Source organism: Micromonospora sp. RHAY321 (assembly GCF_023896955.1).
Taxonomy (GTDB): domain Bacteria; phylum Actinomycetota; class Actinomycetes; order Mycobacteriales; family Micromonosporaceae; genus Micromonospora.
In genome coordinates this window covers 221055-241101 of record NZ_JAMHIW010000008.1, presented here as the reverse complement: position 1 = coordinate 241101, position 20047 = coordinate 221055, and the positions used below count along the sequence as shown (strand labels likewise).

The 20047-nt window shown below is 73.1% G+C and carries 23 protein-coding genes and 1 riboswitch; of the genes, 16 read left to right on the top strand and 7 right to left on the bottom strand.

Features of this window, described 5'->3' with window-relative positions:
• Positions 1 to 12: 12 nt before the first annotated feature.
• The gene (locus M8C17_RS19520; protein ID WP_252417933.1) at positions 13 to 747 is read left to right on the top strand and encodes a 16S rRNA (uracil(1498)-N(3))-methyltransferase; all 735 of its coding nucleotides are present in this window, start codon (positions 13 to 15) and stop codon (positions 745 to 747) included.
• Between the two features lie 147 nt (positions 748 to 894).
• On the opposite strand, the gene M8C17_RS19515 is transcribed toward M8C17_RS19520, so the two are convergent.
• Positions 895 to 1656: an SDR family NAD(P)-dependent oxidoreductase gene (locus M8C17_RS19515; protein ID WP_252417932.1), complete on the bottom strand. Its 762-nt coding sequence runs from the start codon at positions 1654 to 1656 to the stop codon at positions 895 to 897.
• A 92-nt stretch (positions 1657 to 1748) separates the two neighbouring features.
• On the opposite strand from M8C17_RS19515, the gene M8C17_RS19510 reads away from it, so the two are divergent.
• From M8C17_RS19510 to M8C17_RS19475, 8 genes are all read left to right on the top strand, one after another.
• Positions 1749 to 2108 (top strand): histidine triad nucleotide-binding protein, encoded by a 360-nt coding sequence (locus M8C17_RS19510; RefSeq protein WP_252417931.1) that lies wholly within the window; start codon positions 1749 to 1751, stop codon positions 2106 to 2108.
• On the top strand, positions 2105 to 3502 hold the full coding sequence (locus tag M8C17_RS19505; protein WP_252417930.1) for a serine hydrolase: 1398 nt from the start codon (positions 2105 to 2107) through the stop codon (positions 3500 to 3502). Before M8C17_RS19510 ends, M8C17_RS19505 begins: the two co-directional genes overlap by 4 nt.
• Positions 3503 to 3633: 131 nt before the next feature.
• A complete protein-coding gene (locus tag M8C17_RS19500) occupies positions 3634 to 4692 on the top strand; it encodes a PhoH family protein (protein WP_252417929.1) in 1059 nt (352 codons plus the stop codon).
• A gap of 15 nt (positions 4693 to 4707) precedes the next feature.
• Positions 4708 to 5181 (top strand): rRNA maturation RNase YbeY, encoded by a 474-nt coding sequence (gene ybeY, locus M8C17_RS19495; protein WP_252417928.1) that lies wholly within the window; start codon positions 4708 to 4710, stop codon positions 5179 to 5181.
• On the top strand, positions 5157 to 6578 hold the full coding sequence (locus tag M8C17_RS19490; RefSeq protein WP_374558680.1) for a hemolysin family protein: 1422 nt from the start codon (positions 5157 to 5159) through the stop codon (positions 6576 to 6578). The genes ybeY and M8C17_RS19490 overlap by 25 nt, the downstream gene beginning before the upstream one ends.
• On the top strand, positions 6571 to 6957 hold the full coding sequence (locus M8C17_RS19485; protein WP_252417926.1) for a cytidine deaminase: 387 nt from the start codon (positions 6571 to 6573) through the stop codon (positions 6955 to 6957). Before M8C17_RS19490 ends, M8C17_RS19485 begins: the two co-directional genes overlap by 8 nt.
• A gap of 8 nt (positions 6958 to 6965) precedes the next feature.
• Positions 6966 to 7862, top strand: a complete 897-nt coding sequence (era, locus tag M8C17_RS19480) for a GTPase Era (RefSeq protein ID WP_252417983.1) — start codon at positions 6966 to 6968, stop codon at positions 7860 to 7862.
• Between the two features lie 189 nt (positions 7863 to 8051).
• On the top strand, positions 8052 to 9221 hold the full coding sequence (locus M8C17_RS19475) for an acyltransferase (protein WP_252417925.1): 1170 nt from the start codon (positions 8052 to 8054) through the stop codon (positions 9219 to 9221).
• Here M8C17_RS19475 and M8C17_RS19470 read toward each other — a convergent pair.
• Positions 9208 to 10017: a DUF4097 family beta strand repeat-containing protein gene (locus M8C17_RS19470; RefSeq protein WP_252417924.1), complete on the bottom strand. Its 810-nt coding sequence runs from the start codon at positions 10015 to 10017 to the stop codon at positions 9208 to 9210. The genes M8C17_RS19475 and M8C17_RS19470 overlap by 14 nt on opposite strands.
• 102 nt (positions 10018 to 10119) lie before the next feature.
• On the opposite strand from M8C17_RS19470, the gene recO reads away from it, so the two are divergent.
• The 5 genes from recO (at position 10120) to M8C17_RS19445 (ending at position 13184) form a co-directional block, all read left to right on the top strand.
• Positions 10120 to 10995 (top strand): DNA repair protein RecO, encoded by an 876-nt coding sequence (gene recO, locus M8C17_RS19465; protein ID WP_252417923.1) that lies wholly within the window; start codon positions 10120 to 10122, stop codon positions 10993 to 10995.
• An 8-nt stretch (positions 10996 to 11003) separates the two neighbouring features.
• A complete protein-coding gene (locus M8C17_RS19460) occupies positions 11004 to 11804 on the top strand; it encodes an isoprenyl transferase (RefSeq protein WP_252417982.1) in 801 nt (266 codons plus the stop codon).
• Positions 11805 to 11872: 68 nt separating this feature from the next.
• Entirely contained in the window at positions 11873 to 12058 is a 186-nt protein-coding gene (locus M8C17_RS19455) for a hypothetical protein (protein WP_252417922.1), read from the top strand.
• 167 nt (positions 12059 to 12225) lie between these two features.
• Positions 12226 to 12426: a thioredoxin reductase gene (locus M8C17_RS19450; RefSeq protein WP_252417921.1), complete on the top strand. Its 201-nt coding sequence runs from the start codon at positions 12226 to 12228 to the stop codon at positions 12424 to 12426.
• Positions 12423 to 13184, top strand: coding sequence for a pirin-like bicupin family protein (locus tag M8C17_RS19445; RefSeq protein WP_252417920.1), 762 nt, complete (start codon positions 12423 to 12425; stop codon positions 13182 to 13184). Before M8C17_RS19450 ends, M8C17_RS19445 begins: the two co-directional genes overlap by 4 nt.
• 36 nt (positions 13185 to 13220) lie before the next feature.
• On the opposite strand, the gene gndA is transcribed toward M8C17_RS19445, so the two are convergent.
• Together gndA and M8C17_RS19435 are read right to left on the bottom strand one after the other, a co-directional pair.
• A complete protein-coding gene (gene gndA, locus M8C17_RS19440; protein WP_252417919.1) occupies positions 13221 to 14663 on the bottom strand; it encodes an NADP-dependent phosphogluconate dehydrogenase in 1443 nt (480 codons plus the stop codon).
• 103 nt (positions 14664 to 14766) lie between these two features.
• The gene (locus M8C17_RS19435) at positions 14767 to 15063 is read right to left on the bottom strand and encodes an MTH1187 family thiamine-binding protein (protein ID WP_252417918.1); all 297 of its coding nucleotides are present in this window, start codon (positions 15061 to 15063) and stop codon (positions 14767 to 14769) included.
• A gap of 396 nt (positions 15064 to 15459) precedes the next feature.
• On the opposite strand from M8C17_RS19435, the gene M8C17_RS19430 reads away from it, so the two are divergent.
• Positions 15460 to 15780 carry a hypothetical protein gene (locus tag M8C17_RS19430; RefSeq protein WP_252417989.1) on the top strand — a complete coding sequence of 107 codons (321 nt, stop codon included), beginning with the start codon at positions 15460 to 15462 and terminating at the stop codon, positions 15778 to 15780.
• Positions 15781 to 15962: 182 nt separating this feature from the next.
• Here the strand turns inward: M8C17_RS19430 and M8C17_RS19425 are convergent, their stop codons facing one another.
• The 3 genes from M8C17_RS19425 to M8C17_RS19415 all read right to left on the bottom strand — a co-directional run bounded on the left by M8C17_RS19425 (position 15963) and on the right by M8C17_RS19415 (position 18926).
• Entirely contained in the window at positions 15963 to 16763 is an 801-nt protein-coding gene (locus tag M8C17_RS19425; protein WP_252417917.1) for an energy-coupling factor transporter transmembrane protein EcfT, read from the bottom strand.
• A 19-nt stretch (positions 16764 to 16782) separates the two neighbouring features.
• The gene (locus tag M8C17_RS19420) at positions 16783 to 18198 is read right to left on the bottom strand and encodes an ABC transporter ATP-binding protein (RefSeq protein ID WP_252417916.1); all 1416 of its coding nucleotides are present in this window, start codon (positions 18196 to 18198) and stop codon (positions 16783 to 16785) included.
• 137 nt (positions 18199 to 18335) lie between these two features.
• Complete coding sequence (locus M8C17_RS19415) at positions 18336 to 18926, bottom strand: ECF transporter S component (protein ID WP_252417915.1); 591 nt, start codon at positions 18924 to 18926, stop codon at positions 18336 to 18338.
• Between the two features lie 77 nt (positions 18927 to 19003).
• Positions 19004 to 19108: riboswitch (TPP riboswitch) on the bottom strand.
• Between the two features lie 105 nt (positions 19109 to 19213).
• On the opposite strand from M8C17_RS19415, the gene M8C17_RS19410 reads away from it, so the two are divergent.
• Complete coding sequence (locus tag M8C17_RS19410; protein ID WP_252417914.1) at positions 19214 to 20044, top strand: alpha/beta fold hydrolase; 831 nt, start codon at positions 19214 to 19216, stop codon at positions 20042 to 20044.
• The last annotated feature ends 3 nt before the right edge of the window (positions 20045 to 20047 follow it).

The following is a 20047-nucleotide window of genomic DNA, read 5'->3' as shown; positions in this document are numbered from 1 at the left end:
AGCCTGATCATCGTGTCCGCGCCGCTGTTCCTGGTCGAGTCCCTGCCCACCGCCGACGCGTTGACCCTCGACGGTCCCGAGGGGCACCACGCCGCCACCGTGCAACGGTTGCGGGTCGGCGAGGAGTTGCTGCTCTCCGACGGCCGGGGCGGCACGGCGGCCGCGGTGGTCACCGCCGTCGGCCGGGGCAGCCTGGAACTCACCGTCACCTCGCGGGGGTACGCGGACGCGCCCGTACCCCGACTGGTGAGCGTGCAGGGCATCGCCAAGGGCGACCGGGGTGAGCTGGCCGTGCAGGCGATGACCGAGGTGGGCGTCGACGAGATCGTGCCCTGGGCGGCGGCCCGTTCGGTGACGCAGTGGCGTGGCGACCGGGGCGTACGGGCCCGGGAGAAGTGGGTGGCCACCGCCCGGGAGGCCGCCAAGCAGGCCCGCCGGCCCTGGCTGCCGGTGGTTGCCGGCGCACCGGACGAGTCCACCGCGACGGTGGCCCGCCGCATCGCCGGCGCCGCCGCCGGGTTCGTGCTGCACGAGGAGGCCGAGGAGCGGCTGACCACCGCCGACCTGCCCTCGACCGGGGAGATCGTCCTGGTGGTCGGCCCCGAGGGCGGCATCGACACGGCCGAGTTGACCGCGTTCCGCGAGGCCGGAGCCCGGCCCGTACGACTCGGCCCGACGGTGCTCCGCACCTCCACGGCGGGCGTGGCGGCACTCAGCGTGCTGGCCACCCGCCTCAACCGCTGGTAGTCCGGCCTCCGAACCGGCCCGGTCGCCGGCGTAGCCGGGTTGACCGCTGTCGCCGCGCTGACCGGTGGTCGGCCGGACGGCTCTCGGCGGCGTGGTCCCGCGAGACGACAAAGCCTCGGTCGACCCGGGGGTCGCGGAGGCCGGGGGTCAGCTGCGGAGGTAGGAGGCGCCGTTGAGGTCGACGATGGTGCCGGAGGCCCACTCGGCCTGGGGCGAGGCCAGCCAGTGCACCGCGGCGGCGATCTCCTCCGGCTGGGCGACCCGGTCGAACGGGCTCTGCGCGCGGATCGCCGCGCCGCCCTCACCGCTCAGGTGATCGGTGGTCATGTCGGTGGCCACGTAACCCGGCGCGACGGTGGCCACCGCGATGCCGTACGGCGCGAGTGCCACGGCCAGGGACTGGCCCAGGGCGTTCAGCCCTGCCTTGCTGGCGCCGTACGCCGGCTGCTGCGGCTCACCGCGGAACGCGCCCCGGGACGAGACGTTGACGATCCGGCCGCCGCGCTCCCGCATGTGCTGGGCGGCGCACCAGGTGACGTTGCCGGCGCCGGTCAGGTTGGTCTCCAGCACCTGCCGCCAGCGCCGCTGCCACTCTTCGTAGGAGGCGCCGAAGACCGGGTGCGGATCGTCCCGGCCGCCGTACATCCCGGCGTTGTTGACCAGCACGTCGATCCCGCCGAGCAGTTCGGCGGCCCGGTCGACCATGGCCCGTACCGCCTCCGGGTCGGTGAGGTCCGCGCGGACCACGACGTGCCCCGTTCCGGGCAGGTGCGCACGCACCTCCTCGGCGGCGTCCGCCGAGTCCCGGTGGTGGATCGCCACCCGGTCGCCGCCGGCTGCGAAAGCCGCCGCCACCGCCCGTCCGATCCCGCGCGAGGCCCCGGTCACCAGTACCGCTCGATCCGTCATGCACGGCATCCTGCCGTAGGGGCGCGAACGTCGGGAAGGGACCCTTCCGCCACCGGCGGCGTCGCCCGGGGCACCTTCCTTAGACTGCCCCGATGGGATCCGACTGCCTGTTCTGCCGCATCGTCGCCGGGGAGATCCCGGCCACCGTGGTCCGGGAGACCGCCACGACGCTCGCCTTCCGGGACATCGGCCCGAAGGCGCCGGTGCACGTGCTGATCATTCCGAAGGAGCACTACGCCGACGTGGCCACCCTCGCCGAGGGTGACCCGGCACTGGCCGGTGAGGTGCTGGCCACGGCCGCCGCCGTTGCCGACGACGAGGGGTTGCTCGGCGACGGTTTCCGGTTGATGTTCAACACCGGCGCGTACGGCGGGCAGGAGGTGTTCCACGCGCACGCGCACCTGCTCGGTGGCGCTCCGCTCGGGCCGATGCTCGCCCGGGACCTGGCGTGAACGCGGGGCCGGCGCCGGACAGCCGCGTGGACGAGCGGTTGGGACGACTGGTCCGGCGGGTGCAGGCCGACGCGCGCGTACCGGCGGTGTCGGCGGCGCTGCACCGGGCGGACCGGCCGCTGTGGCAGTGCGCCGTCGGCGGCACCGGCACCGACGACGCGCTGGGGCCGCGTACCCAGTTCCGGATCGGCTCGGTCACCAAGACGTTCACCGCGGCGCTCACCCTGCAGTGCCGCGACGACGGACTGCTCGACCTGGACGACCCGGTGGGCCGGCACCTGGACCTGCCGGCGCACGGGGAGCTGACCGTCCGCCGGCTGCTGTCGCACACGGGCGGCCTGCAGCGTGAGCCGTTCGGCGACGTGTGGGACACCCTGCGCGCGCCGGACGCCGACGAACTGGTCGCCGAGCTGGCCCGGGCCGAGCGGGTGTTGCCGCCGGCCCGCCGCTTCCACTACTCCAACCTCGGCGTGGCCGTGCTCGGGCAGCTCGTCGCCCGGCTGCGCGGCGGCAGCTGGGCGGAGGTGCTCGGCGAGCTGGTCCTGACGCCACTGGGGCTGACCGACACCACCGTGACTCCCGGGCCGGCCGCGGCCACCGGGTTCCTGGTCGACGCGTACTCCGACGAGGCTCACCCGGAGCCGCCGACCGACTTCGGCGGGGTCGGCCCGGCAGCCCAGCTCTGGAGCACCGCCACCGACATGGCCCGCTGGGCGGCGTTCCTCGCCGACCCGGCGGCGCTGGACCCGACCGGCGCGGTGCTCGCCCCCACCACCCTGGACGAGATGCGCTGGCCGGTGACCACCACCGACGAGACGCTCTGGGGTGCCGGCTTCGGGCTGGGGCTGATCCTGGTCCCGCAGGGCGAACGGGTGGTGCACGTGGGGCACGACGGGGCGATGCCCGGTTTCCTGGCGGCGGTCTACGGCCGCCGGGGTGGCGACGGCACGGCGGGCGCGATGGGCGCGGCCGTGCTCGGCTCGTCCGGCACGGCGGCCGAGCTGTTCGACCTGCCGCACCAACTGCTCGCCGCGGCGGTCGAGCACGACCCGGCCGAGATCGAGCCCTGGCGGCCCGGCCCGCCCGCTCCGGCGGCCCTGCGGGGCGTGCTGGGCCGCTGGTGGGGTGAGGGTTTCGAGTACGTCTTCTCCTGGCACGACGGCACGCTGCGGGCACGTGGGGCCGGCGACCCGGCGGGACGCCCGCCGGCGGTCTTCACCCCCCTGCCGGACCGCCCGGACGTGTTCCGCACGGTCTCCGGGCGGGAGACCGGGGAGCTGCTGCGGCTGACCCGGGACGAGGCCGGCACGGTGGTCCGGATGCACTGGGCGACGTACCGGTTCACCCGCCACCAGGAGAGCTTCGACCGGTACGACTTCCGGGCCGGGAGTTGATCGCGGCCAGCGGAAATGGGAGCGATGCGGGCCGCGTTGAACGGATACGATGGGTGTAACGTCCGCACGCCGTGCCAGCAGGGCCGGCGCTGAGATCGAGAGCAGGTGCGCAGGGCCCTTCGGCCCAACTTATGACCGGCACCCCACCTCCCGGCCCGCCCCGGGTGCAGACCAGGATCACCGTGCCCGACTCGAAGATCATGGTCAATCTCCTCGGCGCGGGTGACGAGATCCTACGACTCGTCGAACGCTCGGTCACCAGTGACGTGCACGTCCGGGGCAACGAGATCACCATCACCGGTGCCCCCGCGGACAACGCCCTCGCCGAGCGGGTTTTCAGTGAGCTGCTCGAACTCATCGAGAAAGGCGAGACCCTGACCACTGACGCGGTGAAACGTACCGTCGGCATGCTCGAGCAGGGCAGCGCCGAGCGGCCGGCCGAGGTCCTGACGCTCAACATCCTCTCCCGGCGCGGGCGCACCATCCGTCCCAAGACCCTCGGGCAGAAGCGGTATGTCGACGCGATCGACTCGCACACCATCGTCTTCGGCATCGGCCCGGCCGGCACCGGCAAGACCTACCTGGCGATGGCGAAGGCCGTCCAGGCGTTGCAGGCCAAGCAGGTCAACCGGATCATCCTGACCCGGCCGGCGGTCGAGGCGGGTGAGCGGCTGGGCTTCCTGCCCGGCACGCTGAACGAGAAGATCGACCCGTACCTGCGCCCGCTCTACGACGCGCTGCACGACATGCTCGACCCGGAGTCGATCCCGAAGCTGATGGCGGCGGGCACCATCGAGGTCGCCCCGCTGGCGTACATGCGTGGCCGGACCCTCAACGACGCGTTCATCATCCTGGACGAGGCGCAGAACACCACGCCCGAGCAGATGAAGATGTTCCTCACCCGGCTCGGCTTCAATTCCAAGATCGTCGTCACCGGTGACGTCACCCAGGTGGACCTTCCCGGCGGGACGACCAGCGGTCTGCGGGTCGTGCGGGACATCCTGGAGAACGTCGAGGACGTGCACTTCGCCCAGTTGTCCAGCTCCGACGTGGTCCGCCACCAGCTGGTCGGGCAGATCGTCGACGCGTACGCCCGCTGGGACGCCGAGCGGGAGAACCAGCAGGCGCAGGGCGTCCACGCCGTGCCCGGGCGACCCGCCCAGGGCGGCCGGGCCGGCCGACGCCGCTAAAGCAGAGGAAAGCTGTTGTCCATCGAGATCGCCAATGAGTCCGGTGTCGACGTCGACACCGACGCCGTGCTCGCCGTCGCCCGGCACGCCCTCGACGAGATGGGGGTCAACCCCCTCGCCGAGCTGTCCGTGCTGCTGGTCGACATCGACTACATGACCGAGCTGAACCATCGCTGGATGGGTGGCGACGGCCCGACCGACGTGCTCGCCTTCCCCATGGACGAGGGCAGCGTCGACCACGGCCCGGGCGAGACCGCCCCGAGCGGCGGCGAGCCCGCCCTGCTCGGTGACATCGTGCTCTGCCCCGAGGTGGCGGCCAAGCAGGCGGCGACGGCCGGGCACGCCCCGGCCGACGAACTGCACCTGCTCACCGTGCACGGGGTGCTGCACCTGCTCGGCTACGACCATGCCGAGCCGGAGGAGGAGCGGGAGATGTTCGCGCTCCAGGCCCGACTGCTGGCGAGCTGGCGGTCGACCCGCACCCAGTGATGCCCACTCCACTACTGGCGGCCGGCCCCACGGCCGGCCTGCCCGACCTGCAACTGATCGTCTTCGCGGCCGGCCTGGTCGTGCTCGCCGGCGTGATCGCGATGACCGAGGCGGCGCTCGCCGCGGTGTCACCGGCTCGAGCCGCCGAGTTGGCCCGGGACGGCGTACGCGGCGCCCGCACCCTCCAGGCCGTGGCCGGCGACGTGGTCCGGCACCTCAATCTGCTCCTGCTGTTGCGGCTGCTCGCCGAGCTGACCGCCACCACGCTGGTGGCGCTGGTCGCGGTGGACACGTTCGGCGCCGGCTGGCGGGCCGCGCTGGTCACCGCCGGCGCGATGACCGTCGTCAGCTTCGTGGTGGTCGGGGTCGCCCCGCGCACCATCGGCCGGCAGCACGCGTACGCCGTGGGGCGGGCGGTGGCGCCGCTGGTCCGCTGGCTGGGCCGGGCGCTCAACCCACTCGCGTCGCTGCTCATCCTGATCGGCAACGCGGTCACCCCGGGGCGCGGCTTCCGGGAGGGGCCGTTCGCCACGCAGGTGGAGCTGCGTGAGCTGGTCGACCTGGCCGAGCAGCGCGGCGTGGTGGAGCACGGCGAGCGACAGATGATCCACTCGGTCTTCGCGCTCGGCGACACCATCGCCCGCGAGGTGATGGTGCCGCGTACCGAGATGGTGTGGATCGAGGAGGGCAAGACCCTCTCGCAGGCGCTGGTGCTCTTCCTGCGTTCCGGCTTCTCCCGCATCCCCGTGATCGGCGAGAGCGTCGACGACGTGCTGGGCGTCCTCTACCTCAAGGACCTGATCCGGCGCTCCCGCGGCGGTGACCCGGCGGCCGAGCAGCTGCCGGTGGCCGAGCTGATGCGCCCGGCCACCTTCGTGCCGGAGTCCAAGCCGGTCGACGACCTGCTGTCGGAGATGCAGGCCGCCCGCAACCACCTGGTCATCGTCGTCGACGAGTACGGCGGCACCGGCGGCCTGGTCACGATCGAGGACATCCTGGAGGAGATCGTCGGCGAGATCACCGACGAGTACGATGTCGAACGCCCGCCGGTCGAACGCCTGACCGACTTCTCGGTGCGGGTCACCGCCCGCCTGCCGGTGGAGAATCTGGGCGAGCTGTTCCACACCGACCTGCCCACCGACGAGGTGGAGACGGTCGGTGGTCTGCTCGCCCAGTCGCTCGGGCGGGTGCCGATCCCGGGGGCGGAGGTCGAGGTGGCCGGCCTGCGGCTGGTCGCCGAGGGCACCACCGGCCGGCGCAACCGGATCGACACCGTCCTGGTCAGCAAGGTGGAGCCGGGCGACGAGCAGGACAACGCGGGGCGCGGCGAGCACGCCGGCCCCGGAGACGACCAAGGTCACAATCGAGACGAGGAGAGGCAACCCGCCGATGCCTGAGACACCCGCCGCGCCCGCCGCCCGGCCCACCCCCACCGCGCCGGCCCCGCTGAGTGCCGAGGACGGCAAGCTCGTCGTCCTGGCCCGGGGCGCCCGCGGGCGGGTCGGCGCCGTGGAGGGCGCCGCGGTCCGGGACCAGGACGGCCGGACGTACGCGGCGGCCAGCGTCGCGCTGCCCTCGCTGACGCTCACGGCGTTGCAGTTGGCGGTGGCCTCGGCCGTGGCGGCCGGGGCGAGCCGGCTGGAGGCGGCGGCGGTGGTGACCGAGGCGTCGACGCTGGACGGCGCCGGGCACGCAGCGGTACGCGACCTCGCCGTGGACGCGCCGATCCACGTGGCCGCGCCGGACGGCACGGTGCTCGGCACGGTGACCCAGTGACCGGCGGCGTGAAGGACCCGCAGCCCCGCCCCTATCGGGCCGGGTTCGGCTGTTTCGTCGGCCGGCCCAACGCGGGCAAGTCCACGTTGACCAACGCCATCGTCGGCACCAAGATCGCGATCACCTCGAACAAGCCGCAGACGACCCGGCACGTCATCCGGGCCGTGCTGCACCGGCCGGAGTCGCAGCTGGTCCTCGTCGACACGCCGGGCCTGCACCGTCCGCGTACGCTGCTCGGCGAGCGCCTCAACGACCTGGTCCGGTCGACGTGGACCGAGGTCGACGTGATCGGCCTGTGCATCCCGGCCGACGAGCCGGTCGGGCGCGGTGACCGGTTCATCTCCGGCGAGCTGGCCGAGCTGAAGGCGACCGTGCTGGCGGTGGTCACCAAGACCGACCTGGTGGACAAGCGCCGGCTGGCCGAGCAGCTCCTCGCGGTCAGCGAGATGGGCGACTTCGCGGCGATCGTGCCGGTGAGCGCGATCTCCGGGCACCAGGTCGACACCCTGGTCGACGTGATGACCGACTACCTGCCGGCGTCCCCGCAGCTCTACCCGGACGACATGCTGACCGACGACCCGGAGCAGGTGCTGGTCGCGGAGCTGATCCGGGAGGCTGCCCTGGAGGGGGTCCGCGACGAGCTGCCGCACTCCATCGCCGTGGTGGTGGAGGAGATGATCCCCGAGGGTCAGGTCATGAAGATCTACGCCGACCTGTACGTGGAGCGGCCCAGCCAGAAGGCGATCGTGCTCGGTCACCGGGCGAGCCGCCTCAAGGAGGTCGGCACCAACGCCCGCCGGCAGATCGAGGAACTGCTCGGCACTCGGGTCTACCTGGATCTGCACGTGCGGGTGGCGAAGGACTGGCAGCGCGACCCGAAGCAGCTGCGCAAACTCGGTTTCTGACGCATCCCACCGGTCCGGCCGGGCACTCCCGGTCGGTCCGGCGCGGGGTGCGGCGTACCCCTCGGGCGTGATCATCTTCGGTCGGGCCGATGGCAAGATTCACGTTTGCCCGGGGTCCCGGCCGTTTGGTGCCGCCGCCGCGCAGGGTAGGGGACGTACATCCGGTGTCCCCGACCGAGATGCAGGCTGATGCGCAACAGGTACCTCGATGTCCTCCGTTTCCTGGCCATCGTCCGAGTGGTCGTCTACCACGTCACCGGGTGGGCGACCCTCACGCTCGTCTTCCCTGCCATGTCGGTGATGTTCGCGCTGGCCGGCTCGCTGATGGCCGCCACGCTGACCCGCGTCGGGCCGGCCGCGGTCGGTCGCCGGCTGCGCCGGCTGCTGCCCTCGCTGTGGGTCATGGCGGCGGTCTTCGTGCCGGCCATGCTGTTCACCGGGTTACCGGTGACACCGCGGCTGCTGCTGTGGCTGTTCCCGGTCGCCGACCCGCCGGCCAACCACTGGGGTGCCCTGGCGCTGAGCGTCATCTGGTACCTGCGCGACTACCTGTGGTTCGTGCTCGCCTCGCCGATCGCGTTCTGGCTGTTCCGGCGGGCTCCGCTGCCCACCCTGCTCGCCCCGTACCTGCTGCTGGTGGCGATCGAGGCGGGGATCTACCCGGCGCCACCGGTGCTGCGCGAGTTCGGGCTGTACTTCGGCGCGTGGCTGCTCGGCTTCGCCCACCACGCGGGGATGCTGCGCCGGCTCGCCGGTTGGGTGCTCTACCCGGCGGCGCTGGTGCTCGCGGTGGCCGGCGGGGCCTGGATCGTCGCCCATCCCGGCCCGCGAGGGTACGACCTCAACGACAACCACCTCGGCAACGCCCTCTGGTCCGCCGCGTTCATCCTGATCGCCCTCGGTCGGGCACCGGCGGGGATCTCGTGGTTGGCGCGCAGCCGGTTGGCCGACCGGGTGGTGACCGTGGTCAATCGACGGGCGCTCACCATCTATCTCTGGCACATGCCGTTCGTGGTGGCGCTCACCCCGCTGGTGGACGTGGTCGGCTGGTCCCACCAGGATCCGCTGGGGCTGGCCATCCGGGTGCTGCTGGTCTTCGCGCTCGTCGGGGTGGTCACCCTGGCCGTCGGCTGGGTCGAGGACGTCGCAGCCCGCCGGGTCCCGGAGCTGGTGCCCGCGGGCCAGTCGGGCAACGCCGGACCGCCGGCCCGGGCCGCTGCCACACCGGCGGCCCGAGCCGGCACCGATCCGGCGGCCGTACCCGGTGCCCGCCCGGCGGAGGCGACGGTCGGGCGAGCGGTGGTGCCGGCGCAGCGGGTGCCCATGGAGGCGGCCACCGTCGAGATCAGCGCTGGCTGATCGTGACGTTGCCGCTGCCGGCCGAGCCGTCGAGCACCAGGGACGCGGCCGGGTCGTCGGCGACGGTCACCCGCTCGTCGCCGGAGCCGGCGTTGGACTGGACCCGGTAGCTGCCGGCCGGCACCAGCAGCGTGACGTCCCCGCTGGAGGCGTGGGCACGGGCGGAGGCCGGCTTGTCCAGCTCGACGGTGACGTTGCCCGAGCTGGCCTCGGCGTCGACCGCGCCGGCCAGCCGGCGGGCGGTGATGTCCCCGGACGAGGCGCGCAGCCGTACCGCCGCGCTGGCCTCGCTCACCTCGATGTTGCCCGACCGGGTCTCCACCCCGAGCGCGCCGGAGGCTCCGGCGATCCGCACGTCACCCGAGCCGAGCTGCAGCTCCACCGTGCCGACGCGGCTCAGCTCGATGTTGCCGGAGCCGACCTCGCCCCGCACGGCCACGCCCTCCGGCACAATCACCTCGTAGGAGACGGTGCACCGCGAGCCGCAGTCGGTGTCCAGCACCAGCTCGCCGCCCTCGATCTCGTACCGGGCGTTGTCCGGTTCCCCGCCCTGGTAGCGCACGACCCGCTTGATCCGCGCCTCGGACGCCGGGCCGGTGCCGCGGACGACCACGTCGCCCGAGCCACCCCGCACCTGGATCGCGGTGACCCGGACCGGCTCGGTGTCGTCGTAGTCGAGCCGGCGGAAGGACAGGTTGTCGCACCCGGCGAGCACGATGAGGGTGGTGGCCAGCCCCAACGCGACGGGGGTGGCGGCGCGACGACGGCGCGGGGCGGAGATCCGGTGCAGTGCCATGTCCAGCACGCTACGACCGGTCACGAGTCCGGCGCATCGGGGTTCGTCCGCGCATCCACCCCGAACCGACCCTGATTTCACACCCCGAGGGAGAATGGTCCGATGGCCGGGTACCGCCGACAGCTCTACCGCGACGACGCGGTGGTGCTGCGTGTGCAGAAGCTCGGCGAGTCCGACCGGATCATCACCCTGCTCACCCGCCGGCACGGCCGGCTGCGCGCGGTGGCCCGGGGCATCCGCCGCACCACCAGCAAGTTCGGCGCCCGCCTGGAGCCGTTCGGCCACGTCGACCTCCAGCTCGCCGGCGACCCGAAGGGCAACCACGGCAGCTCGCTGCACACCGTCAGCCAGGTCGAGGGCATCGACCTGTACGGCAAGCGGTTCCTGGGTGACTATCCCCGCTACACGGCGGCCAGCGCGATCGCCGAGACCGCCGAGCGGCTGACCCCGGTGGAGCGGGAGCCGTCGCTGCGGCTGTTCCAGCTCACCGTGGGCGCGTTGAAGGCACTGTCGCGTGGTGAGCACGCCACCACGCTGGTGCTCGACGCGTACCTGCTGCGCGGGATGGCCCTCGCCGGGTGGGCGCCGGCGCTGATCGCGTGCGCGGTCTGCGGCACCCCCGGGCGGCACCGGGCGTTCTCCGTGCCGGCCGGCGGCGCGGTCTGCCCGGACTGCCGGCCGCCCGGCGCGGCCCATCCCGCGCCGGCGACCATCGATCTGATGTCCGCGCTGACCACCGGCGACTGGGTGGTCGCCGACGCCACCGAGAGCGGCGTACGCCGGGAGTGCAGTGGGCTGGTCGCGGCGCACCTGCAGTGGCATCTGGAACGCGCGCTACGCTCGCTGCCGCTGGTCGACCGGGGTCCCTCGGTGGCCGGCACGATCCCGCCGCCGGGGGGCGCCGGGGCCACGATGCTCCAGCCGGGCGGCGACGTCGCGGCCGGGGCGGACGGTGCGAGCAGGGAGAGAGCCGAGTGATCCGATCGATGAGGGCCGGCCGGCGTGAGCCGGTGCCGCCGACACCGCACCCGTCGGGCGCCCGCCCGCCGGCGCTGCCCACCGAGGCGGTGCCGAAGCACGTCGCGGTGGTGATGGACGGCAACGGCCGGTGGGCCAAGGAGCGCGGGTTGGCGCGCACCAAGGGGCACGAGGCGGGGGAGCACAGCCTCTTCGACACCATCGAGGGCGCCATCGAGATGGGCATCCCCTATCTGTCGGCGTACGCGTTCTCGACCGAGAACTGGCGGCGCTCGCCGGACGAGGTCCGGTTCCTGATGGGCTTCAACCGGGACGTGATCCGCCGCCGCCGCGACCAGTTGGTCGACCTGGGCGTCCGGGTGGTCTGGTCGGGCCGGCCGGGGCGCCTGTGGAAGAGCGTCATCTCCGAGTTGCAGACCGCCGAGGAGATGTCGCGCGGCAACTCCACGCTGACGCTGCAGTTCTGCGTCAACTACGGCGGGCAGGCCGAGATCGGCGACGCTGCCGCCGCGATCGCCCGCGACGTGGCGGCCGGCCGGCTGGATCCGGCGAAGGTCACCGAGAAGACCGTGGCGAAGTACCTCTACCACCCGGAGATTCCGGAGGTGGACCTGTTCCTGCGGCCCTCCGGGGAGGAACGGATCTCCAACTTCCTGCTCTGGCAGACCGCGTACGCCGAGCTGGTCTTCCTGGACACGCTCTGGCCGGATTTCGACCGTCGCCACCTCTGGTACGCCTGCGAGCTGTACGCCCAGCGGGACCGGCGGTTCGGCGGCGCGTTGCCCAACCCCGTCGCCCCGGTGGTCTGACGGAGGCTTGGCAGCACCTCACGGTGGGTATCAGTGACGTCAGGAGCCACTGACGGAGGTGAACCCACATGATCCAGAAGCGCATCGCACAGTGGGCGGTGATGGCGGTCGCGGTGCCACTGGCCGCGGCCGGTGCCCGCCGTCTCAGCCACACCCTGGAGGCCCGGCGTGGTCCCTCCGGGGTGAGCCGGTTGCTGACCAAGGGTGCCGACATGATCCGCCCGCAGAAGGCCAAGCGCCGGCGGTTCTGGTAACCCGCGTGACCCTCGGCGCCGCCCCCAGATCTTCCCGGGGGCGGCGCCGCCGCGTGTCCCCACCTGGTCGTTTCGGGGTGGCGACGGGTGGGGGCGGGTAGGGTCCGAAGGTGGCGGGACCACGGCGGTCGGGGGTGGACATGCGGGATCTCCGGTACAAGATGATCATGGCATTGAACGCGGCCGACCTGGGCGACCCGATCTGCGAGCAGGTGGCCGACATCTGCGCGGAGATCGCCGAGCAGCACTGCGCCGAGTTCGGTCACACGCCGCAACTGCGCAGCGGTGAGATCGCCGAGCTGGCCACCGGGGAGCCGGCGCTGACCTGGGCGCCGACGCCCTCCGACACCGGGCAGCGTGCCTGGTGACCGCGTCCGCCCCCTCGGTCGACCTGCGCCGGGCCGAGGATCGCTTCGCCACCCGGATCTCCTGGCTGGACTCGAAGCACTCCTTCTCGTTCTCCCGGCACTACGACCCGGCCAACACCCACCACGGTCTGCTGCTGGTCAACAACGACGACGTGGTCCGCCCGGGTGCCGGCTTCGAGACCCACCCGCACCAGGACATGGAGATCGTCACCTGGGTGCTGCGCGGGTCCCTCGTACACCAGGACTCCACCGGCCACTCCGGGGTCATCTACCCGGGCCTCGCCCAGCGGATGAGCGCCGGCACCGGCATCCTGCACTCGGAGAAGAACGACGCCTGGCGGCTCAGCAACCTGGAACCGCACAGCGATCCGGTGCACTTCGTGCAGATGTGGGTGCTCCCCGACGAGGAGGGCGTCGACCCCGGCTACGAGCAGCTGGAGATCGAGGACGAGCTGCTGCGCGGGGGCCTCGTGCCGATCGCCTCCGGGATGGACCGCTACGACGGCGCGTCCGCCATCCGGATCCGCAACCGCTACGCCACGCTGCACGCCGCGCGGCTCGGCTCCGGCGACGAGGTCACCCTGCCCGACGCGCCCTACGTGCACCTGTACGTGCCCAACGGCACGGTGACCCTGGAGGGCAGCGGCCCCCTCGGCACCGGCGACGCGGCCCGGCTCACCAGCACGGGCGGGCGGCGGGTCACCGCGGACGAGCCGGCCGAGATCCTGGTCTGGGAGATGCACGCCACCATCGCCTGACCCCACCCCGGGTGGGGCGAGGCCAGGCGTCCGCCGTCAGGCCGGCGATTCGGTGCGGTCAGCCGCCCAGGTGGTGTGGAACGAGCCCTCGCGGTCGACGCGCTGGTAGGTGTGCGCGCCGAAGTTGTCCCGCAGGCCCTGGATCAGCGCGGCGGGCAGCCGTTCGGCGCGCAGCGCGTCGAAGTACGCCAGCGACGACGAGAACGCCGGCGTCGGCACCCCCGCCCGGACCGCGTCGGCCACGACGCGCCGCCAGCTCGGCACACCGGCACCGACCGCGTCGGCGAAGTACGGCGCCACCAGCAGCGTCGGCAGGTCGGGCTGCTCGTCGTACGCCTCCCGGATCCGGTTCAGGAACCGGGCCCGGATGATGCAGCCGCCCCGCCAGATGGTTGCCGTGCCGCCGAGGTCGATGTTCCAGTCGTACTCCTGGCTGCCCGCGCGGATGTGGTCGAAGCCCTGCGCGTACGCGACGATCTTCGAGGCGAGCAGCGCGCGGCGGACGTCCTCGATGAACGCGTCCCGGTCGGCCACCTGCCACTTATCACCAGCGTCGGGAAACGCCCGGTGGGCCGCCGCACGCTGGTCCACGTGCCCGGACAGCGAACGCGCGAAGGTCGCCTCGGCGATGCCGGTGATCGGGATGCCGAGGTCGAGTGCGCTCTGCACGGTCCACCGCCCGGTGCCCTTCTGCTCGGCCCGGTCCTGCACCACGTCCACGAACGGCCGGCCGGAGTCGGCGTCGCGGTGCGCCAGCACGTCCGCGGTGATCTCGATGAGGAAGGACTCCAGCTCGCCGTCGTTCCAGTTGCGGAAGATCTCCGCGATCTCCGCCGGCTCGGCGTCCAGGCCGGCCCGGAGCAGGTCGTACGCCTCGGCGATCAGCTGCATGTCGGCGTACTCGATGCCGTTGTGCACCATCTTGACGAAGTGCCCGGCGCCGTCCGGCCCGACGTGCATGCAGCACGGGACGCCGTCCACGTGGGCGGAGATCTTCTCGAACATCGGCCCGAGCTTCGCGTACGACTCGGCGGAACCGCCCGGCATGATGCTCGGCCCGAGCAGTGCGCCCTCCTCGCCCCCGGAGACGCCGGTGCCGACGAAGTGCAGACCGTGCGTGCGCAACGCCTCCTCCCGGCGGCGCGTGTCGGCGAAGTGGGCGTTGCCGCAGTCGACGACGATGTCGCCCTCCTCCAGCAGCGGCACCAGTTCGTCGATCACCGCGTCCGTGGGCGCACCGGCCTTGACCATCACGATCACCGCGCGGGGCCGCTCCAGCGACGCCACGAAGTCGGCCATCGACTCACCGGGCACGAACGTGCCCTCGTCGCCGTGCTCGGCGATCAGGCTGCGCGTGCGCTCGGGCGAGCGGTTGTGCACCGCCACCGTGAAGCCGTTGCGGGCCAGGTTGCGGGCCAGGTTGCGACCCATCACCGCCAGCCCGGTCACGCCGATCTGCGCCGTCGCCTGCTCAGCCATCCGTGCCGCCACCTCTCACCGTCGCACTGCCGTGCTGCGACCGTATCGCGGTGCGCGGCGGTGCGGGCGGCGTCGTCGACAGCCGGTAACCGACCGGTGGCGCTCAGCCCCGGGCCAGCCGATCCTCCACGTGGGCCACCTTCGCGGTGAGCGCGTCGGTCACTCCCGGACGGATGTCGGCCTTGAGCACCACACTCACCCGGGGTGCCTGCGCGCCCACCACGTCGACGGCCCGCTTCACCACCGCCATCACCTCGTCCCACTCGCCCTCGACGATGGTGAACATGGCATCCGTCCGGTTGGGCAGACCCGACTCGCGGACCACCCGCACCGCCTCGGCCACCAGGTCACCGACGGACTCACCGACACCGAGCGGGGTAATCGAGAACGCGATCAGCATGCCGCCGATGGTGCCAGGAAAACCGGATGCGCCGCCGCCCACCCACGCGATAGCGTGCCGGCATGCGTAAGTGACGCCCCACCTCCGAGCCGGCCCGCAGCCCCGCGCCGCGGTCCGTGCGCTCCCGGGCGTCCCGCATTCTCCTCCCGCCGTGTGGCGGTGGCTGGCGCTGTCGATCCCGGTGAGCAGTCCCTTCCCGATTCGACTGTCGCGCCGCGACGGTCACCAGTCGAGCCGACCGGCCCCGGAGCGCGGGACCGGCAGTGACGGTCGGCACCGAAGGAGGCCCGGATGCCCGCGAGGCGCAAACCGAAGAGGTCCCGTACCACCACACCCACGCCCGCCGGCGCAGACCCGGCGGCCGGCCATGACGCGCTCCTACCAACCCGCCCCGCCGTGGATCTCGCGGTTGAACCGACGCTCCTGGTCGAGCCGGCTCTTCCGGCAGCGTTGGGTGAGCCGGCAGTGCTGGTCGAGCCGCCACTGCCGGCGGTGCTGAACCAGTCGGCTCTGCCGGCGGCGGTGCCGGGTGAGCTGGTGCCGCCCGTCGACGTGCCGGTAGTGGTCGACGCGCCGGTGGTGGCAGACCTGCCGAAGGTGGCCGGGCGACCGAAGGCACCGACGGCCGGACCGCCGCAGGGTGGCGGGACGCGCTCGACCGGCGGACGTGGCCAACAAGCTGGCCAGAGCCGCCGCTACGCCTTCCGCCGTAGCTGACCGACCCGCACCACCCGGCGGCGCTGTCCCAGGGTTGCGGAGGTGAGGCAGCACCAACACGGATGGTGCTGCCTCACCGCCCAACGAAGCAGCACCATCCCTGATGGTGTGCGGATCATGCCGGCGCGGCGGCGAGGCGAGGCGTGGAGAGACGCCGGTCGGCGCGATGGGGGAGCGGCGACTCAGCCGATCAGGGGGCGGAAGGTTCCGACGAGGATGCTCGTGGTCAGGGCGGTGGCGGCCAGCGCGGCGGCTGCGGCGATGAGCAGGGTGTCGGCGCGGGTGAAGGGCTGGCGGCGGGCCACGGTGCGCGGGGTGCCGGCGTCGAAGCCGCGCGCGTCCATGGCCACGGCCAACCGGGTGCCCCGGCGGATCGCACCGACCAGCAGGGCGAACGCGGTCGAGGTGAACAGCCGCAGCTTCGCCACCGGGTTGCGGCCGGCGTCGACGCCCCGAGCCCGTCGGGCCATGCTGATCATCTGCCACTCCTGACCGAGCAGCGGCACCAGCCGGAACGCGGCCAGCGCCCCGATGGCGAACCGGGCCGGTGCCTTCGCGTTCTGGATCAGCGCGTCGGCCAGGTCGGTGGGGTCGGTGGTGGCGAAGACGATCACGCCGGGCAGGGCCACCGCCAGCACCCGCAGCACCAGGCCGAGCGCGGTGAGCAGCACTCCGGTGGTCACCAGCACCGGTCCCACGTCCAGCAGGACCCGGCCGGACCGGTCGGCGGCGAAGAGCACCAGCGTGATCAGGATGCCGGCGGCGCTGACCAACAGCGGCCAGGCCCGCCGGGCCAGCACCCGGTAGCGGATGCCGAACAGCGGCAGCACGGCGAGCTCGACCGCGATGGCGATCGCCGGGGCCACCGGGTCGAGGGTGGCCAGCAGGGTGAACGAGAACACCAGTGCGGCGGCCACCTTCGCCACCGGGTTGCGGCGGGCCAGCGGCGCACCGGGCGCGGCGACCGGCTCGATGCTGATCATCGGATGTCGTCCCGGCTGGTCACGGTCGCTCCAGGGTGACGGTGCGGTCGGCGAGCGCGGCGACGAAGTCCACGTCGTGGGTGACCGTCACGACGCCGTGCCCGGCGTCGCGCAGGTCGGCGAAGAGGTCGACCAACTCCCGCCAGGTGCGTCGGTCCTGGCCGAAGGTGGGTTCGTCGCAGATCAGCAGACGGGGCGCCGTGGCCAGGGCCGTCGCCACGCTCAGCCTCCGCGCCTCGCCACCGGAGAGGGTGTACGGGTTGGCGGCGGCGAGCCGGTCCAGCCGCAGCCGGTCCAGCAGCCCGGCCACGGTGTCGTTGACCGCCGCCTCCGGCTGGCCGGTCCGGCGCGGGCCGAGGGCCAACTCGTCGAAGACGGTGCTGGTGACGAACTGGTGCTCCGGATCCTGGAAGACCGACCCGATCCGCCGGGCGAGCGCGGGTGCCCGCCACCGGTGCGGGGGAGTGCGCCGATCCGCCCCGGCCAGCTCGGCGGACGCGGTGACCCGCCCCGTGCCCGGCCGGAGCAGCCCGCCCAGCAGCAGAGCCAGGGTCGACTTGCCGGCCCCGTTGGGTCCGCGTACGGCGAGCGCCTCCCCGGCGCGTACCCCCAGGTCGGTGGCGCCCAGCCGGGGCGGCAGGCCGAGCCCCTCGGCGGTGAGCAACAACTCCCCCGGGGTGGCGGTCGCCGGCCGGGGCGCGATGGGGTGACCAGGCACCCAGACGCCCTCGGCGGCGAGCGCGGCGCCGTGCGTGGCGAAGACCTCCCCGGGCGGGCCGTCCGCGCGGACACCGCCGCCCGGTTCCAGAACGACGACCCGGTCGACCAGCGGCAGCGCCTCGGCGACCCGGTGCTCGACCAGGATCAGCGTGGTGTCGGCGTCCAGCGCGCCGGCCACCGCGCGCCGGACCAGGGTGGCACCGGCAGGATCGAGGTTGGCGGTGGGCTCGTCGAGCAGCAGGAGGCCGGGGCGCAGCGCCAGCGCACCGGCGAGGGCGAGGCGTTGCTGCTCGCCGCCGGAGAGCGCGGCGGTGTTCCGGTCCCGGGAGTACGGGAAGCCGACCCGGTGCAGCGCCTCGTCCACCCGGGGCCAGATCTCACCGGCCGGTACCCCCCGGTTCTCCAGCCCGAACGCGACGTCGTCGCCGCAGCGGGCCATCACCAGCTGGGTCTCCGGGTCCTGGAAGACGATGCCGACGCGTTCCCGGGCCTTGCGGGGGTCGAGCCCGTCGATCTCGACGGTGCCCTCCTGCTCGCCGGAGTCCTCCGGCAGCAGCCCGGCCAGCGCGCTGAGCAGGGTGCTCTTGCCAGCCCCCGACGGCCCCAGCAGCAACACCCGCTCGCCCGCCTCGACCCGCAGGTCCACACCGCGTACCGCCCAGGCCCGCCGCCCGGCGTGCCGCCACCCGAACCCCCGCAGCAGTACCCCGCTCACCAACCCCCACCCTCCCTCCCGTGCCGGCCGCCCGTGTTCCGGTCGTTGTTCAAGTGATCTGCGTCAGTTGGCCGCCCTTCGTTGACGCAAACCTCTTGATCAACGACGGGAGTGGGGGTGAGGGGTGTGGGGTGGGGTTAGATGGCTGCGCGTTCGCGGCCTACCGGGAAGCGGTCGAGGACGCCGGTGTTGGCCAGGGCGCGGGTGAGCAGCCAACCGCCGGCGCCGGCGATGAGCGTGGCGCTGACGATGGTGAGCAGCGCGTACGGGATGCGGTAGTCGCCGAGCGCGTAGTCGACGTTCCAGACGAAGAAGTCGAACAGCGCGGCGCTGAGCCCGGTCAGCGCGCCGGCGAGCACCGCGGTCGGCAGCCGGAACGACCGGTACCGGAAGGCCGCGAAGGCCAGCTCGGCGCCGATGCCCTGCACGATGCCCTGCGGGATCACCGTGCCGGCCCACTGGCTGCCCAGCAGGGCGGAGAGGACCGCGGCCACCGTCTCGCAGTAGAGCGCGGCGCCGGGCTTGCGGATGACCAGCCCACCGAGCACGGCCGGCATCAGCCAGACACCGTAGAGCAGGGTCTGCGCCGGCGGGAAGAAGGCGAACGCACCCTCGGTGGCGCTCCAGACCAGGCCCCAGGCCCAGAAGATGACGCCGAAGGCGACCGCGATCACCGAGGCGACCACGATGTCGATGGTGCGCCAGCGGTTGGTGTCGCTGTGGTTCATGTGGATGCTCCCAGTCCAGAGTGCGAACCAGGAGAAGACGCACGCCGCACGCCCGGTTGGCACCGGACGGCGGCGCGGCTGGAGGTCGACCGAACTCCCTGCGCTGGCATTACCCAGATCAGGTTCGAGGGTCTGCGGGCGTGCCCGCACTCTCAGCGCTGTGCGCTCCCCTGTCGGATGTGAAGTTGTCTCGCTGACGCTAGCACCGACGAGGGTCGCCGGCCCAGCAGGGAGACCGCCACCTCGGCGTACGGTCAGCCGGCGCTGCGCTGGGTAGTCTGACGATCATGCGGGTCGACGCGCGAGGTCTCACGTTCGAGGTACACACCGGTGGTCCGTCGGGCGGGGCGCCCGTCCTGCTGCTGCACGGCTTCCCCCAGCACTCCGGGGAGTGGGACGAGGTCGTCCCGACGCTGCACACCGCCGGCCTGGCCACGTACGCGCTCGACCAGCGCGGCTACTCTCCGGGCGCCCGGCCGGCGGCGGTCGCCGAGTACCGGATCCCCGAGCTGGTCGCCGACGTGGTGGCCGTGCTCGACGCGCTCGGCCTGGGCGCCGTCCACCTGGTCGGCCACGACTGGGGCGCCATCGTGGCCTGGGCGGTGGCTGCCGGGCACCCCGAGCGGGTCCGCACGCTGACCGCGGTGTCCGTACCCCATCCGGCGGCCATGGCGCACGCGCTCGCCAACGACGGGCAGCAGAAGGCCCGCTCGTCGTACATCGCGCTGTTCCGCAAGGAGGAGAAGGCCGAGAAGATGCTGCTGGCGTGGAACGCGACCGCGCTGCGCAAGCTCCTCGGCGGGGTGGGTGACGCGACCCGGGTGGACCGCTACGCCGACCCGATGCGCGAGCCGGGGGCGCTCACCGCCGCCCTGAACTGGTACCGGGCGATGTCCCGCGCCGACCTGGCCGGCGTCGGCCCGGTCGCGGTGCCGACGACGTACGTGTGGAGTGACCGCGACATCGCCATCGGCCGGACCGCCGCCGAGGCGTGCGCCGAGAACGTCACCGGCGATTACCGCTTCATCCAGCTGCCCGGGGTGAGTCACTGGATTCCGGACGCGGCGCCCGGCCCGCTGGCCGAGGCGATCCTGGCCCGGGTCGCCGGCTCGGCCTGAGCC

Bases quoted from the DNA above. Each gene is read 5' to 3' on its own strand.
- M8C17_RS19515 (WP_252417932.1), bottom strand. From the start codon at position 1,656: ATGACGGATCGAGCGGTACTGGTGACCGGGGCCTCGCGCGGGATCGGA.
- M8C17_RS19510 (WP_252417931.1), top strand. From the start codon at position 1,749: ATGGGATCCGACTGCCTGTTCTGCCGCATCGTCGCCGGGGAGATCCCG.
- M8C17_RS19500 (WP_252417929.1), top strand. From the start codon at position 3,634: ATGACCGGCACCCCACCTCCCGGCCCGCCCCGGGTGCAGACCAGGATC.
- M8C17_RS19485 (WP_252417926.1), top strand. From the start codon at position 6,571: ATGCCTGAGACACCCGCCGCGCCCGCCGCCCGGCCCACCCCCACCGCG.
- M8C17_RS19475 (WP_252417925.1), top strand. From the start codon at position 8,052: ATGCGCAACAGGTACCTCGATGTCCTCCGTTTCCTGGCCATCGTCCGA.
- M8C17_RS19470 (WP_252417924.1), bottom strand. From the start codon at position 10,017: ATGGCACTGCACCGGATCTCCGCCCCGCGCCGTCGTCGCGCCGCCACC.
- recO (WP_252417923.1), top strand. From the start codon at position 10,120: ATGGCCGGGTACCGCCGACAGCTCTACCGCGACGACGCGGTGGTGCTG.
- M8C17_RS19460 (WP_252417982.1), top strand. From the start codon at position 11,004: ATGAGGGCCGGCCGGCGTGAGCCGGTGCCGCCGACACCGCACCCGTCG.
- M8C17_RS19455 (WP_252417922.1), top strand. From the start codon at position 11,873: ATGATCCAGAAGCGCATCGCACAGTGGGCGGTGATGGCGGTCGCGGTG.
- M8C17_RS19450 (WP_252417921.1), top strand. From the start codon at position 12,226: ATGGCATTGAACGCGGCCGACCTGGGCGACCCGATCTGCGAGCAGGTG.
- gndA (WP_252417919.1), bottom strand. From the start codon at position 14,663: ATGGCTGAGCAGGCGACGGCGCAGATCGGCGTGACCGGGCTGGCGGTG.
- M8C17_RS19435 (WP_252417918.1), bottom strand. From the start codon at position 15,063: ATGCTGATCGCGTTCTCGATTACCCCGCTCGGTGTCGGTGAGTCCGTC.
- M8C17_RS19425 (WP_252417917.1), bottom strand. From the start codon at position 16,763: ATGATCAGCATCGAGCCGGTCGCCGCGCCCGGTGCGCCGCTGGCCCGC.
- M8C17_RS19415 (WP_252417915.1), bottom strand. From the start codon at position 18,926: ATGAACCACAGCGACACCAACCGCTGGCGCACCATCGACATCGTGGTC.
- M8C17_RS19410 (WP_252417914.1), top strand. From the start codon at position 19,214: ATGCGGGTCGACGCGCGAGGTCTCACGTTCGAGGTACACACCGGTGGT.